Source organism: Haemophilus sp. SZY H56 (genome assembly GCF_054332415.1).
The window spans coordinates 111795-125814 of record NZ_JBTGNX010000004.1 but is presented as its reverse complement, the minus strand read 5'-3'; the positions used below and the strand labels follow the sequence as shown (position 1 = coordinate 125814).

Genomic DNA, 14020 nt, shown 5'->3' with positions numbered 1-14020 from the left:
CAAAATTTTTCATCTTATTTCTAAAATATAGAGGATTCTATGGCAGGTATTAATAAAGTAATCATCGTGGGTAATTTAGGTAATGATCCTGAAATCCGCACGATGCCAAATGGCGAAGCGGTAGCAAATATCAGCGTGGCAACAAGTGAAAGCTGGACAGATAAAAACACAGGTGAACGTCGTGAAGTGACCGAATGGCACCGCATCGTGTTATATCGTCGTTTAGCGGAAATTGCGGGTCAATACTTACGCAAAGGTTCACAAGTTTATGTTGAAGGTCGTTTAAAAACCCGTAAATGGCAAGATAACAACGGCCAAGATCGTTACACCACTGAAATCCAGGGTGATAACTTACAAATGTTAGGTGGTCGTAATCAAGAGATGGGCGGTTATACACCTGCACAATCAGCACCACAACCAAGCTATCAATCTCGTCCAGCACAATCTGCGCCAGCGCCACAAGCTGAGCCACCAATGGACGCATTTGATGATAACATTCCATTCTGAATTGTATTGGTACAAGATTATCAATACGCAGTGGGATTTTCGCGATTTACAAATTTTCACGAAAATCCCTCTGTTTTTTATGGTTAGATACCACTATTCCACTTTAAACATCCCCATCATACCGAGATTTTCATGTTCCAAAATATGGCAATGGTACATTTTCAACCCAGTGTGTCCTTGCTTAAAGCGAATAATCACTTTTTCATAAGGGCGCAAATTGACTACATCTTTTAACGCCCTGCCTTCTGGCTTGAAGGTTTTGCCGTTTAATGTATGTTGAATCACTTCAAATTGAGTGCCGTGCAAATGGAACGGATGATCCATATGGCTTTCATTGAAAATTTCCCACTGTTCCACTTCATTCAATTTGGCAACAAAATCAATACGGTTCATATCAAAGGTTTGACCGTTGATTAAGAACATACCATTCATCATTGGTGGAATAGGGTTGTCCGTTGGTGTTGTAGTAGCGTGATGTGTACCGTGATTCATCATTGGCATATTCGTATGGTTCATCATTTTTTCACTAAAGCGAATTTGGCGAACCTGCTTTGGCTCATCCCAGTTAGGGAAGGACCTTAAGCTTTCAGGTAACTGAACAGGTTCTGATTTCACCTGAATTGTGGCTAAAGTGAGATCTTTAGGCTGTTCTTGCACCATCATCTTACGGCGATCATAATAACCGCTTTGTAAATTGACTGTTCCTTGCGTTTCACCCACCATAATCACTTCAACGCGTTCGGCTGGTGTAAGTAGCAGTTCATCAACAGGCGAGCGAGGTTTTTCAAGTAAACCACCTTCGGTACCCACCACAATCCATTTCACCCCTGGAATGTTTAAACGAAAATAACGAGCGCTAGTGGCATTCCAAAGACGGATTCTTTCATTCGTTTTCACTTGAATCTGGGGCTGATATTGACCGTTGATTAACACAAATTCACCCTCACGACCGTTCATCCAATCTAACATCGTGTTTGCTGGAATGGTGCCATCGGCATTTAAACGCAGATCGGAAATCACCCAATGTTGTTCAGGAAGGTGTGCAAGCGGATCATTTTTCGCTTTAACAACGAAAGTGCCTGCTAAGCCTTTATAGACTTGTTCGGAAACATGGTCATGTGGATGAGGGTGGTACCAATATGTCCCAGCACTGCCTTGAGGTAGCGTAAAGCGATAGACTTTTTTCCCTTGCGGTTCAACCATATCCATCGGGTTACCATCCGCTTCATTTGGTACATCTAAGCCGTGCCAATGTACTGTTGAGGGTTGTGGTAGGTGATTGATAAATTCAATTTCTACGGCATCGCCTTCAAATACTTCAATTTGTGGCCCTGGTAGTTGTCCGTTATAAGCCCAAAATTCCGTTTCTTTATTGTCTGCGAGGCGAATTTTAATTGGCTCTGCTTTTAAAGTGGCTTTGAACAGTCCAGCTTGAGTCGATTGATTAGCAAGTTTTGGTAATATCCCATTAAGCGATAAACCTGAAGGCATTGCCTCAGTTGGCATTAGGCCAGTAGGTACTGAATGCATCATCGCCATATTGCCATGTTGTGCGTGGTTCATCATATTCGCAAGGCTATAAAGCGAGCTACTGGCTAAGCTAATTCCAATTCCATAACGTAAAAAATCTCGACGTTTCATTCTTTCCCCCCCTATTGGTTATAGGATTTAAACACTTCACTTTCACCGTTTTTCTTAATCAAAACAACATCATAAGGATCTTTGCGTCCGCCGTATGCTTCACCGTCCATACCTGGTGAACCAATTGGCATTCCCGGTGCAGACAAGCCTATTGCATCGGGTTTTTCTGCGAGTAAACGTTTGATATCCTCAGCAGGTACATGTCCTTCAATCACATAGCCATCAATCACGGCTGTGTGGCAAGAAGCATGTTCATATTTAATGTTAAAGCGCTTATGAGCATCATAATTGCCTGTTTCGTTGACTTTAACCTCAAAACCGTTTTTCTGCATATAGCTGATCCATTCATTACAACAGCCACAAGTCGGGCTTTTCCACACTTCCATAGAAAGTGTTTGTGCTTGAGCAAAAGCGGTTATGCCTAAACTTAAAAGCAACAATGAGCGGGTGAATTTATGTAATTTCATAAGATGTCCTTATTTTTTATTGAGATTGAATGGACATCATGTTAAAGCTTAACCTAGGGTTAAGCTCAAGGGATTTGAAAAAATAATTTGCAAATTTTTCTCAAAATCCTACCGCTTGTTTTTCAATATGTATGAAATCTTTACTATAATACAGTCTCATTACTCAGGAGTAATAATGCACACATTCCATCCCAAATCACTTGTCTGGACAAGAGAGCCGCAAGCTTTTGAAATATCAGAAAATAAAATAACCATCACCACAGTACCACATACGGATTTAAAGCAGTCAATGTGTTTTTGCGTGAACACCCCAATTTAAACATTCATTAGGTATAATAATAAAAACCTTAAACAGAATATCATAGCAAAATGAATTTAAAACCAGTTAAAAATCAAACTTCCCAATACGAAGAGTGGGCAAGAGAAAAAGTCAAAAAAGCTATATCCCCAACCTGAAGAACGGGGCTTTACGGCGCAAAAATGGTAAATTTGACTGGTTAAAAATTGAAGGCAAAATAAGTTATTTTAATTTGCAAACACCCAAATCCTGCATAATTTTGGAGATTTTTTACAAATTATTCATATAACATTGTTTTATGAAGAGAGACCTTTCATTGAAAGGTCTCTTTTTTATCTCTCATTTTGACATCAATTATTCGTGCGCCTTATCTCGTTCAAGCGCTAAAACGCAATAAATATTCAATTTATTGCACCGCATCCGAATTTAATATATCTTTATTTGAATACTGGAAAATAGTATAGATCTCAAGGAGAACATTTCTTAGATGGGCAACATCACTCGAATCAGGAAAAAGAAAACGATGTATCTTTGCTTTATTTCCTTTGAACATCTTCAGGAGTAAGAATATATGGAAAATTTTAAACAAATCCTTTCGAAATTATCTGTTATTTTTTTATTGTTCTATTCGCAAAATATATTTTCCATGACACAAACAGAAATCCAATTGGAAAAAGCTTATTTAGCAGAAATGATTGATATAGCATCTGAAATTATGGAGAAAAAACAATCTATTGATCCTGATTCATTGCAATATAAACGTAGGAATATCAAGGTTCTTACTCATACAAACATGAAAAACGGTTATACAATCTACACTTTGGAAAAATCAAAAGTTCATTTGGTTGTACCTAAAGAGTTAAAACAGAATACAAAACTTAATCTCTATTGGGATGAAAGTGAAGGTTCAATAAATATCCTATTTGACAAAGATGAATTGACAAAATACTTTCATCTGAATCTTAAAAAAAGTGAGGAAAAATCAGAAACACTGAAAACGGCTTTTGATGAGACCACATATTTTTTCACTTCCTATGAATTTTCTATCGATAAATACCCTAACGTTACCGTTGAGTTTCGTCTCTACCATTCACCCGGTATGACATTCAGATTGGACTACCCGACTGAATTTACGCGGATTTTGATTTATAGAAAAATGTAATAGACGATGTTTCCCTTATATCGTTTCTAACTTGGGCGATATTGTTCCCACCGACCGCACTTTGCCCTCAAAAAAAGAACCTAGACACCTAATTTTAGGTTCGGATTATTATTCAATTTCGTTATAACTAAAAATCAGTACATATATTTAACAATTCTTTCGGTTTTGCTATGTGCTTTGCTACATTTTTACCGTCTTATTTTCACTAGAGGTACAACTATGCAGCATCGCGATCTTTATCCCCACGAAATCTTACAAGATGTTATTGATAAAAGTTATGCTAAGTCGCAAGGACACCTAAAAACACTCTCTATTTTAAGTTTTTTAGGTGGCGGCTATGTGAGTTTTGGTTATATGGCCTATTTAAAAGTCGTGAGTGGTATTCCTCCTGAGTGGGGAGGGCTGGCGACATTACTTGGTGCGGCCGTGTTTCCGATTTGTTTAATTTGTATTCTAATCGGTGGTGGTGAATTAGCCACGGGAAATATGATGATGATGGCATTAGGCCGTTTAACCAAAAGAGTAAGCCTTAAAAAATTATTTCGTAACTGGATTGTCGTGAGTTTGGGTAACCTGCTCGGTGCGCTGTTTATGGCCTATTTCTTAGGGCATTATGTCGGTTTATCAGAAGGTGCTGCCTCTGCTAAAACCATTGCTATTGCCGAAGCTAAAGTGCAAATGGATTTTGGTCGTGCCTTTATTTCTGCTATTGCCTGTAACTGGATGGTCTGCATGGGTATTTGGTTCTATTTTGGTGCCAAACAAACCTCTGGTCGTATTCTCGCCATGTGGTTCCCAGTGATGATTTTTGTGCTTATCGGATTACAACACTTTGTCGCTAATATGTTTATTATTCCTGCCGGGATTTTTGCTGGTGCTAATGTGACTTGGAGCCAATTCTTCTTCAATATGATTCCTGTCTTTTTAGGCAATGTCACGGGTGGTGCAGCATTTGTCGGTGCATCTTATCTTTATGCCTATCGTCATTTATTAAAGGAAGATTATTGTATTTAGTAAACGAAAATCTGACCGTACTTTGTTATGAAAAAAGCCGTCTGAAATTTCAGACGGCTTTTACTTTTAGCGCATCCACAATCAACTTAAACGCATTCGAATGCCTGCGACGGCTGGGGTAATAGAGGTAAAACGGATCGTAAGTGATGGCGTACTCGGGCAACAGCTCGACCAGTTGCCCGGAATGGAGCGCGTCTGCGGCGATGATATGCGGCAGCCAAGTGATGCCGAGTCCGTCTGAAACGGCTTGCAGACGCAGATGATTATTGGTGGAAAACTGCGATTTGGGCGTGAAGGTAATCAGCTCTTTTTTGTATTTGAATTCCCACTGCATCTCCGAGCCGTGTTCGGCGGAGAGCTTTGTGCCGATAAGGCGGTGCTTCTGCAAATCGTCAATATTTTTCGGCGAACCGTATTGCACCAAATAATCGGGTGAGGCGACCAACGCCATTTTGAACGGTGCGGAAATCGGCACGGCAATCATCTCTTTTGCCACATCGTTGCCCAGCCGCACGCCCATATCAAACCCTTCTTTCACAATGTCCGCCAAGCGGTCGTCCACCACGATCTCCAAACGGATTTTCGGGTATTGGTTCAAAATCGGCTTTAATTTCGGGTACAACACCGCTTCCGCCGCCACTGCAGAGGCATTGATACGAATCAATCCCGATGGCGTATTCAAAAAATCGTTTAATGCATCGACTTCTTGGTTTATGGCTTGATAAAGCGGGGAAAGTTGGTCGAAAAGCTGCTGCCCAGCTTCGGTTAGTGACACATTGCGTGTCGTGCGGTTGAACAAGCGCAGGTTCAGCCGCGTTTCTAAATTTTTCATGCTATGGCTCAACGCCGAAGAAGAAATCCCCAAAAGCTGTCCCGCTTTTACAAAACTCTGCGTTTGTGCGAGTGTCAAAAAATAATTCAGTTCGTTAAAGTTCTGCATTTTCCCGCCCCGTTTTAGCTGATTAGTGAATTTAATTCACGACATCATAAAACAAAGCCTAATTTATCTCAATAAAAACGCGGGGTAAAATGGCTACACTTTCATGAGAACAAACAGGAGACAATATCATGCAAAATATCACATTAAACAATGGCGTAAAAATTCCTGTGCTCGGTTTCGGCGTATTTCAAATTCCGCCCGAAGAAACGGAACAAGCTGTGATTGCCGCCATCAAGGCGGGTTACCGTCACATCGACACCGCGCAGGCTTATATAAATGAAACCGAAGTCGGTTTGGGGATTAAAAACAGCGGTGTGGCGCGCGAAGAATTGTTCGTTACCACCAAAATTTGGGTGGAAAATTTCGGCTATGAAGCCGCTAAAGCCTCGCTGGATCGTTCATTAAGCCGTCTGAATTTGGATTATATCGATATGGTGCTGATTCATCAGCCTTACGGCGACAGCCACGGCACATGGCGCGCGCTGGAAGAATATCAGGCAGCCGGCAAAATCCGCGCCATCGGCGTGAGCAATTTTTCGCCCGTACGCGCGGTGGATTTGGGGCTGTTCAATAAAGTGATGCCGCAAGCCAATCAGATTGAAATCAATCCGTTCCAACAAAAAACCGAAGCCGTTGCCGCTTTGCAGGCCGAAGGCATCGCCGTGGAAGCGTGGGGGCCGTTTGCCGAAGGCCAAAACGATATTTTCCACAATCCTGTGTTAAGCAAAATTGGCGTGAAATACGGCAAATCCGTGGCGCAGGTGATTACCCGCTGGCTGATTGATCGCGACATCATCGTGTTGGCAAAATCCACCAAACCTGAACGCATGGCGGAAAACTTGAATGTCTTTGACTTTGCCCTCAGCGATGAAGACAAAGCAGAAATTGCCAAACTGGACGGTACGTTCGCCGCCATCATAAATCACGACACGGTGGATAATTTGAAACGCATCTACGCGTGGAAAACGGGCGTATAAGAGTAGCGAGAATAGTAGTGGATAAAATCTAAACGGCTCAAACTACTTTCTTGTTTTTATTTCGTTGAAAGCCCCTTTTCTAACAACTAGAAAAGGGCTTAATCGCTCAAAAAAGTTGACCATAACAGACATAACAGAAATATGGAGGACAAATTCATGTCAGAAAAAATCGTACAAACAGCCGGAAGAAAGGCACTGGGAGAGTTCGCTCCGGAGTTTGCCCATTTTAATGATGATGTGCTATTCGGTGAAAACTGGAACAATCAGGATATTGATCTGAAGACCCGCTGCGTAATCACGATGGTGGCACTGATGTCGCAGGGCATAACGGATTCCTCTCTCGTCTACCACATTCAGAACGCGAAAGCACACGGTGTGACGAAGCAGTAGTTTGCGGCCATCGTGACGCATGTTGCTTTTTACGCTGGCTGGCCGAAGGCCTGGGCGGTTTTTAATCTTGCGAAAGCGAACGGTATTTATGATGAGGGAATGGAACCGCTGACGGAGAAGGAAAGATTCCAGAAGGAGATCTTCTTCCCTATTGGCGACCCCAACGACGGCTTTGCTCAGTATTTCGTCGGACAGAGCTATCTGGCTCCCGTATCAACAGAGCAGGTGATGATCTTCAACGTGACCTTCGAACCGGGCTGCCGAAACAACTGGCATATCCATCATGCATCAAAAGGCGGCGGCCAGATGTTGATCGGTGTCGGCGGAAAAGGCTGGTATCAGGAAGAAGGTAAGCCTGCGCAGGAGATCCTTCCCGGTACAGTGATTCATATTCCGGCGAATGTAAAGCATTGGCATGGAGCCCAGAAGGACAGCTGGTTTTCACATCTTGCCTTTGAGATCGAGGGAGAGAACGCCTCGAACGAATGGTGTGAACCGGTCATCGATGAGGAGTATCTGAGCTTATGAAGACTCTGGTTTTAAAGAGCAGCGGAAACAAACACGGCTCTTCCAATATGCTGGCGAAGGAATTTATTCGTGGCGCAAAAGAGACCAGCCGATTGAAAGTTTTTTTGCGATACTAAAATCAGCGTGTTTTTACTCACGAACTTATCATTCAATCGCTGAATTACAGGCTGAAATTGAAGAATATTTAGTGTATTACAACCAAAAACACATTAAACTTGCTTTCAAAGGATTGAGCCCAGTGCAATACCGAGCTCAATATTTAAGTTAACTAACCTGTCCAACTTTTGGAGGGCAGATCACTTTATAATAAAAATCCCCTACTGCTCTAGGGGATTTTTGCTTTAAATAATATGTTGTTTATTTCAAACCTTTTTTAACCAAATCTTCATAACCACCATGGTTGGTTACATTGGTATAGCCTGCATTTTTCAACTCAGTGAGTGCGGCTTCCGCACGGCGACCACTACGACAATAAAGATTGATTGGTGCATCTTTATCTGATCCAAGCGCTTTAACGCCTTCAACAATTTTATCATGTGGAATATTTACCGCATCTTGTAAATGTCCAGAGTTAAATTCCTCCGCTGAACGCACATCAATCCAAACGCCTTTTGCTTTTTCTAGTTGTACTGCACTTTGTTCTGTTTGTGGCGCAGTATTCGCAGAAGCAAAAAAAGGTACAGCAATCGCTGCCGCAGAAAGTACTGCTGTGAATAATTTTTTCATCATTCAATCTCCTATTAAATAGAAATAATATATTTACCTAAATAAATTTAGGGTTTATGTAAAACTGATAGTCATCATACGCCTAAATATAAAGATAATAAACTGTAAATGAAGTAAATTTTAAGTAAAATTTTCGTGAAATTTAACCGCACTTTGTCATATTTACCTTATTTAACACATCAATCTCTCTAAACCTTATCATTCATTATTTCTGATTAGTAAAAGATGTTGTTCATAAAGTGGTATTTTTCACACAAAGATTTAACCGTACAATCTGCTCCATCAAATATTGAGGAGAAAATAATGAAAAAATGCCTGTATTGTTCGTTGGGCATGGTAGCCCGATGAATGCGTTAGATAAGGAAAACCCGTTCAATCAGAATTTCAGCCTAATTACGCAACAGTTTGCCAAACCAAAAGCCATTTTGATGATTTCCGCACATTGGTACAGCAGCCGTTTGCAGGTGACCTCAGGTGAACACCCTGAAATGATTTACGATTTCTACGGCTTCCCCGATGAACTCAGCCAAGTGCAATATCCCGCGCCTGGTTCGCCTGAGTTGGCGGAGCAAGTGCGGTCATTATTACAGCCGGAAAATGTCGAGCTGAACCCAACGCGTGGTTTTGATCATGGTGCATGGGCAGTGTTGAAATATCTCTATCCCGATGCCGATATTCCTGTGGTGCAACTGAGCCTTAACCGTTTGCAATCGGCAGAATGGCATTTCAATTTGGCGAAAAAATTATCTGCTTTACGAGAACAAGGTGTGCTGATTATCGGCAGCGGCAATATTGTGCATAATCTGAGAGCGATAAGTTGGGAACATATCGATCAAATCGGTGCGGGTTATGACTGGGCGTTTGCTTTCCGTGAAACAGTCAATCAGGCGATTGCGACACAAGATGATAAAACCTTGGTGCATTATGAACAGTTAGGCGAAAAAGCCGAGCTTTCTGTGCCAACGCCAGATCATTACTTGCCGTTGCTGTACATTATGGCGTTACGCGAATCACAAGACGAGATTACGTTTTTCAACGATAATCTGATTGCCGGATCGCTCAGCATGACGTCGGTTTTAGTGGGATATCTTATAAGTATGCAAGTGAAGTAGATATGCTTAATGTTGCTTTATTTAACAAAAGAGCGAAACAGTGGCGTGAAGAGAATCCAGATCTAAGAGGTAATATGAGAGATTATGCAAGTCTGAATGAGTTACTTGTACTTGCCAATATGGAAAACTATAATGCGATTCTTATTGGAAAAGGTATGGAGCAAAAAGAAAGAATGAGGGAACTTAGAAAACTTGCTAGAACACAATTAATGTCACTGCAAAAACTTGGTGATAGTGGCATTAAAGGATTAGAAGGAAAGTAATAATAACTGTTAGTTTGTAATTGAATAAATAAATTTGAATTTGTGGAGGAAATCGAAATGTTTATTCGAAAATATATATCATCAGATTGTGAGCAACTGGCAGAGTTATTTTATCAAACTGTTCATACCGTAAATGCCAAAGACTATTCACAGGAACAGTTAGATGTTTGGGCAACAGGAAATGTTGATTTATGTGTTTGGAACAAATCTTTTTTAGAACATAATACGTTTGTAGCCATAGAAGATAATACTGTTGTAGGCTTTGGAGATATAGATAACACAGGCTACCTTGATAGATTGTTCGTACACAAGGATTATCAAAGACAAGGAATCGCAAGTGAGTTATGCAATAGGTTAGAAAATGGTTTTGTTAAAATCACAACGCACGCATCCATTACAGCAAAGCCGTTTTTCTTGCATAGAGGATATAGGTTGGTTAAGGAGCAACAAGTTATGAGAAACGGAATTTCCTTAACGAATTATGTGATGGAGAAATAATCAAATCCCAGTTTGTTACTGAGATAATACCGAGAGGAGACCGTGTTCATGAGTGCAACAGTGACTAATGCACCCAATCGTTATCATCGTGTGCAAATGAACACGGCATCGTTAAATTATGCACCCACTAAGGGGTGCACGTATTCATCGTTAAAAGGTGTAATCTAATGATTTAGGAGGAAATTGATTATAGTGATACTGAACAGCATCATCAAAGTTAAGCAGCTTATACATACTATTATCCCTTTGCGAATCAAAAAAACTAATTTTTGATTGATAAATTGCATTATCACTTATTTATGATTAACAAACAAGTTTGTGAATCAAATTTATGGAAAAATGATTCATAAGAGATTTTGTGATTCACTTCTGATTAACAAAAAGCTTGTAAATCAAAATCAATGAAAAATGATTGATAAAATTTGGGCTAGAATATTTACAAAAAACATTTGGAAATCTAACCGCACTTTAAAAGAAAAAGGCCATCTGAAATCTAACATACAGATGGCCTTTTTAATTGATTCAATTATTTCTTCGAAGAATCAACTTCGCTCACAGCTTTTTGAGATTTCTCATCCATTTCCACTTTAATATTGTGGTCCACCACCACATTCATATTAATGGTGATACCTTCCTTTGGGGTGTCCAATTGAATGGTCGGAGTGCAAGCTATAAGTGTAAACATTGCCGCCAAAATAAAAAAGTGCGGTTGAAATTTAAAGTGTTTTATCATTTGTCTTTGTCTAATTGCTTATAAAGTTTATATTGCAGATTTTGTTCAAATTGCGAGCCATAGTCAATCATATTCCACAATTCAAACATATTTTCTTGGTGCGTATAATTTAACGTTATCGGATTATTGGTTCGCTTGGTTGGATTAAATCCGCTAATACTAGCACGCAATGTCATTTGCCCTTTCGGATCGAGCGTCACCGCCGCATGGGAATTTTGCAGTTCCATTTCTTTTAATAAATCCACCAAAATATTTTCTGTCCAACCGCCTTTTTTCAGCCCTTTCACCATTTCATCGGTTAATTTGATGGATACATTTCCCACTTGTTCCAATGTGCCATTACAAATCAAACATTCCTTATGTCCCAGCCAAAATGGCAGGGTCGCATTGGCGCGGCCGGTTAAGGTTACTTGGTTATATTGTGCCAAGGCTAACACTTGGGCTAAATCAATATTAGTAAATGAAAGTGTCGCCATTTTACTTTGTGGGAAAGTGAGCTGAGGCACCGTCAATACGCCATCAAATAAGGAAACTTTCACATTTCTCAAAGTAAGCGGATTTTTCATGGTGTTCGGATAACGCCCAAACAAATCCAATTCCCCATTTGCGACAGAAAGCGCGCCATAGCGAATATTTTGAGTCGAAATATGGATCGGTTTACCCGAAGCCACTTGCAATGCCGAGTTTTCATAATTCATCGGGAAGCGAATATTCAAGCCATAAATCTCACCATCTGGCATAGTAATTTTGCCATTTTTAAGATTCAGCTCCCCCTTCATCTTCATGCCATTGTCATTGATTGCGAATTCACTTTGTCCTTTAATGCTGCCCTCATGAATTATCCAATTCCATTGTTGAGGGAAAAGTGATTGGAACACTTTTGCGGATTGTTCTTTCCAGCTAATTTCGCCTGAAAGTGCACTATTCTGATATACACCCAAGACATCTAAAGGCCCAAGCGAACCAGCCTTTAAATCACCTGCAAAATTGAAGTTACTGATACTCTTACCATCAATACCTAAGCCGAAAACAGGCGAAACAAAACGGCCGCCATAAGCCAGTTCAATCCAATCTGTTTTCGCTTGCAACAAACCTCGAATATGCCCTTCTTCATAATCCCAACGGAGTCGATCTTTAAGTTCCAATGAAAGTGGTGCCATTTTTACCTCTTTCATTTTCACTTCTTTAGAATGGGCAGAAAGTTGATTTAATTCAATATGATCGGATTCCCAAAAGCCTTTACCTTCCATTTTGACTGGTGTATTTAAAGATTTCCAGTTTGCACTGCCATTGATTGTCCAATCCCAACGGTTTGTCGCTTGTTTCTCTACCGACTGCAACTTATGTTCTTCATCCCTCAAGTCAAACACCGTTTTAATACCCGCAATAAACTCATGGGCATTTCCATCTAATTTTAAATCGAGATTTTCAAACTGTGGTGTCGTGCCCTTTAATGTTGCGAGCAAACGCCCTTCCAAGCCATAACGACCGATAATAATGTCATCTAACGGTAAACGAACATGCAATTTGGTATCTGGCTGAACAGTATCCATTTTAAAGACGGAACCCGGATAAAAATACACCACTGGATGGGTGAAGAGCCCGCCAAGATGATAGGTTAAATTGGTTTGCGCCACGGTTGCGTTATAACGTAAATCCCCGCGTGTTTTCAGCTCAAAATCCAATTCATTATTGTCATCGCCACCACCGATTTCACCATTTTTGCCTGAAATCACGATCTCCCCTTTGCCCATTTCACCAAAGGTTTGTAGGATCACGTTCATATCAATGCTCAATGGCAATAAGCCTTCTGCAGCACGGTGAATAGATAACCCAAGGAAGCCTTTGACCGGTTGATAGCTATCGAAGGTCCAATAAAATTTCCCCCATGAAATATCCAAGCCGTCTTTGGTGAACACAAAAGGCACATCCAACAATAGTGAATTAGTTGTTAAATCTTGGGCATTTAATTGGCCATCTGCCCCTTGCCACGACACTTTTGCCTCGCCTTTGGTTACAGCCAGTTCAGGGTTATTCCAATTGAATAAAACATTTCCTTGTTGAGGGAGTTGAGAAAGATCAGGATCAAAATTCGCAGAGAAATGAAGATCGTAGGTTTTATCATCTGTTTGTTTGATGTTCGTACTGCCCGCCCATTGGAAAATACCATCTTTTGGCGTGACAGTCGATTGATGATGAAGCTCAAGTCCGTCATTATTGGCTTGCGCTTCAAGTGCTAATTGGTTGCCGTTATAGTTTGCGTCTAACGCCCAATCAGCCGATAAGAAAGGTTTTAAAGCCTCTTGTGTTAAGGCTTCGGCATTCGTTAATTGAAAGTGTTTAACATTAACATGAGAAATCGGCAATGCTGCCCAAAGTGCGGTCAAATTTGGCGGTGTTTTTTCAGCATTATCATTGGGTAAATGAGTTAAACAATCATAATTCAAGCTCGCCTTTTCAACATCAAGACTATGCGTATTCCACCAAGTCACCTGAGTATTATTCAGGTTCACAAGCGTACAGTGGTCGGTTTTCACTTTTAGCTCTGACAGCGTTAAACCTGTTGTTTCCCATTGCCAGTCATCGGCTAATTCAATGTGATAATGCGGTGCTAAAAAATGATTGGTGAGTTGCGCTACACGTTTTGGGGTCGCAAAAACGCGTACTAAGCCAACGCTTACTACAATCAACAGCAACAAAATAATCAACGCCCACAGGCAACGCTTTCGCATAGATTCCCCAATTACGCGATTAATCAATAAAT

The 14020-nt window shown here is 40.6% G+C and carries 16 protein-coding genes; 10 read left to right on the top strand and 6 right to left on the bottom strand.

What is annotated here, in order from left to right; genetic code table 11:
- The first annotated feature begins 39 nt into the window (after positions 1-39).
- Positions 40-507 (top strand): single-stranded DNA-binding protein, encoded by a 468-nt coding sequence (locus ACXVWP_RS04530; protein ID WP_049357843.1) that lies wholly within the window; start codon positions 40-42, stop codon positions 505-507.
- Positions 508-600: 93 nt separating this feature from the next.
- On the opposite strand, the gene ACXVWP_RS04525 is transcribed toward ACXVWP_RS04530, so the two are convergent.
- Together ACXVWP_RS04525 and ACXVWP_RS04520 are read right to left on the bottom strand one after the other, a co-directional pair.
- The gene (locus ACXVWP_RS04525) at positions 601-2148 is read right to left on the bottom strand and encodes a multicopper oxidase family protein (protein WP_003783725.1); all 1548 of its coding nucleotides are present in this window, start codon (positions 2146-2148) and stop codon (positions 601-603) included.
- Between the two features lie 11 nt (positions 2149-2159).
- Positions 2160-2615 (bottom strand): DUF411 domain-containing protein, encoded by a 456-nt coding sequence (locus tag ACXVWP_RS04520; RefSeq protein ID WP_005612095.1) that lies wholly within the window; start codon positions 2613-2615, stop codon positions 2160-2162.
- Between the two features lie 869 nt (positions 2616-3484).
- On the opposite strand from ACXVWP_RS04520, the gene ACXVWP_RS04515 reads away from it, so the two are divergent.
- Positions 3485-4075: a hypothetical protein gene (locus tag ACXVWP_RS04515; RefSeq protein ID WP_197542481.1), complete on the top strand. Its 591-nt coding sequence runs from the start codon at positions 3485-3487 to the stop codon at positions 4073-4075.
- Positions 4076-4294: 219 nt separating this feature from the next.
- Positions 4295-5089: a formate/nitrite transporter family protein gene (locus tag ACXVWP_RS04510; RefSeq protein ID WP_289902171.1), complete on the top strand. Its 795-nt coding sequence runs from the start codon at positions 4295-4297 to the stop codon at positions 5087-5089.
- A gap of 49 nt (positions 5090-5138) precedes the next feature.
- Here ACXVWP_RS04510 and ACXVWP_RS04505 read toward each other — a convergent pair whose 3' ends face one another.
- Positions 5139-6029: a LysR family transcriptional regulator gene (locus ACXVWP_RS04505; protein ID WP_289902172.1), complete on the bottom strand. Its 891-nt coding sequence runs from the start codon at positions 6027-6029 to the stop codon at positions 5139-5141.
- 128 nt (positions 6030-6157) lie between these two features.
- Here ACXVWP_RS04505 and ACXVWP_RS04500 point away from each other — a divergent pair, with 128 nt between their 5' ends.
- The 4 genes from ACXVWP_RS04500 to ACXVWP_RS04485 all read left to right on the top strand — a co-directional run bounded on the left by ACXVWP_RS04500 (position 6158) and on the right by ACXVWP_RS04485 (position 8192).
- Positions 6158-7006, top strand: a complete 849-nt coding sequence (locus ACXVWP_RS04500) for an aldo/keto reductase (RefSeq protein WP_128786832.1) — start codon at positions 6158-6160, stop codon at positions 7004-7006.
- Positions 7007-7162: 156 nt separating this feature from the next.
- A complete protein-coding gene (locus ACXVWP_RS04495) occupies positions 7163-7396 on the top strand; it encodes a carboxymuconolactone decarboxylase family protein (RefSeq protein ID WP_216364013.1) in 234 nt (77 codons plus the stop codon).
- Positions 7397-7408: 12 nt separating this feature from the next.
- Positions 7409-7924, top strand: coding sequence for a cupin domain-containing protein (locus ACXVWP_RS04490; protein ID WP_216364014.1), 516 nt, complete (start codon positions 7409-7411; stop codon positions 7922-7924).
- A gap of 61 nt (positions 7925-7985) precedes the next feature.
- Positions 7986-8192, top strand: a complete 207-nt coding sequence (locus ACXVWP_RS04485; protein ID WP_128787980.1) for an IS3 family transposase — start codon at positions 7986-7988, stop codon at positions 8190-8192.
- 89 nt (positions 8193-8281) lie between these two features.
- Here ACXVWP_RS04485 and ACXVWP_RS04480 read toward each other — a convergent pair whose 3' ends face one another.
- A complete protein-coding gene (locus ACXVWP_RS04480; protein WP_289902238.1) occupies positions 8282-8650 on the bottom strand; it encodes a rhodanese-like domain-containing protein in 369 nt (122 codons plus the stop codon).
- Positions 8651-8961: 311 nt separating this feature from the next.
- Between ACXVWP_RS04480 and ygiD the strand changes: the two genes are divergently transcribed.
- From ygiD to ACXVWP_RS04465, 3 genes are read left to right on the top strand one after another with little or no spacing between them, the layout of a single operon-like run.
- Positions 8962-9762 (top strand): 4,5-DOPA-extradiol-dioxygenase, encoded by an 801-nt coding sequence (gene ygiD / locus ACXVWP_RS04475; RefSeq protein ID WP_289902173.1) that lies wholly within the window; start codon positions 8962-8964, stop codon positions 9760-9762.
- 2 nt (positions 9763-9764) lie between these two features.
- Positions 9765-10025, top strand: a complete 261-nt coding sequence (locus tag ACXVWP_RS04470; protein WP_289902174.1) for a hypothetical protein — start codon at positions 9765-9767, stop codon at positions 10023-10025.
- Between the two features lie 57 nt (positions 10026-10082).
- A complete protein-coding gene (locus ACXVWP_RS04465) occupies positions 10083-10523 on the top strand; it encodes a GNAT family N-acetyltransferase (RefSeq protein ID WP_289902175.1) in 441 nt (146 codons plus the stop codon).
- Between the two features lie 526 nt (positions 10524-11049).
- Here the strand turns inward: ACXVWP_RS04465 and ACXVWP_RS04460 are convergent.
- Both ACXVWP_RS04460 and ACXVWP_RS04455 read right to left on the bottom strand, forming a co-directional pair.
- Positions 11050-11256, bottom strand: a complete 207-nt coding sequence (locus ACXVWP_RS04460; RefSeq protein ID WP_289902176.1) for a YnbE family lipoprotein — start codon at positions 11254-11256, stop codon at positions 11050-11052.
- Positions 11253-13988, bottom strand: a complete 2736-nt coding sequence (locus ACXVWP_RS04455; RefSeq protein ID WP_289902177.1) for a YdbH family protein — start codon at positions 13986-13988, stop codon at positions 11253-11255. The genes ACXVWP_RS04460 and ACXVWP_RS04455 overlap by 4 nt, the downstream gene beginning before the upstream one ends.
- Positions 13989-14020: the final 32 nt, after the last annotated feature.

Bases quoted from the DNA above. Each gene is read 5' to 3' on its own strand.
- ACXVWP_RS04500 (WP_128786832.1), top strand. From the start codon at position 6,158: ATGCAAAATATCACATTAAACAATGGCGTAAAAATTCCTGTGCTCGGT.
- ACXVWP_RS04470 (WP_289902174.1), top strand. From the start codon at position 9,765: ATGCTTAATGTTGCTTTATTTAACAAAAGAGCGAAACAGTGGCGTGAA.
- ACXVWP_RS04525 (WP_003783725.1), bottom strand. From the start codon at position 2,148: ATGAAACGTCGAGATTTTTTACGTTATGGAATTGGAATTAGCTTAGCC.
- ACXVWP_RS04510 (WP_289902171.1), top strand. From the start codon at position 4,295: ATGCAGCATCGCGATCTTTATCCCCACGAAATCTTACAAGATGTTATT.
- ACXVWP_RS04465 (WP_289902175.1), top strand. From the start codon at position 10,083: ATGTTTATTCGAAAATATATATCATCAGATTGTGAGCAACTGGCAGAG.
- ACXVWP_RS04520 (WP_005612095.1), bottom strand. From the start codon at position 2,615: ATGAAATTACATAAATTCACCCGCTCATTGTTGCTTTTAAGTTTAGGC.
- ACXVWP_RS04530 (WP_049357843.1), top strand. From the start codon at position 40: ATGGCAGGTATTAATAAAGTAATCATCGTGGGTAATTTAGGTAATGAT.
- ACXVWP_RS04515 (WP_197542481.1), top strand. From the start codon at position 3,485: ATGGAAAATTTTAAACAAATCCTTTCGAAATTATCTGTTATTTTTTTA.
- ACXVWP_RS04455 (WP_289902177.1), bottom strand. From the start codon at position 13,988: ATGCGAAAGCGTTGCCTGTGGGCGTTGATTATTTTGTTGCTGTTGATT.
- ygiD (WP_289902173.1), top strand. From the start codon at position 8,962: ATGCCTGTATTGTTCGTTGGGCATGGTAGCCCGATGAATGCGTTAGAT.
- ACXVWP_RS04505 (WP_289902172.1), bottom strand. From the start codon at position 6,029: ATGCAGAACTTTAACGAACTGAATTATTTTTTGACACTCGCACAAACG.
- ACXVWP_RS04460 (WP_289902176.1), bottom strand. From the start codon at position 11,256: ATGATAAAACACTTTAAATTTCAACCGCACTTTTTTATTTTGGCGGCA.
- ACXVWP_RS04480 (WP_289902238.1), bottom strand. From the start codon at position 8,650: ATGAAAAAATTATTCACAGCAGTACTTTCTGCGGCAGCGATTGCTGTA.
- ACXVWP_RS04495 (WP_216364013.1), top strand. From the start codon at position 7,163: ATGTCAGAAAAAATCGTACAAACAGCCGGAAGAAAGGCACTGGGAGAG.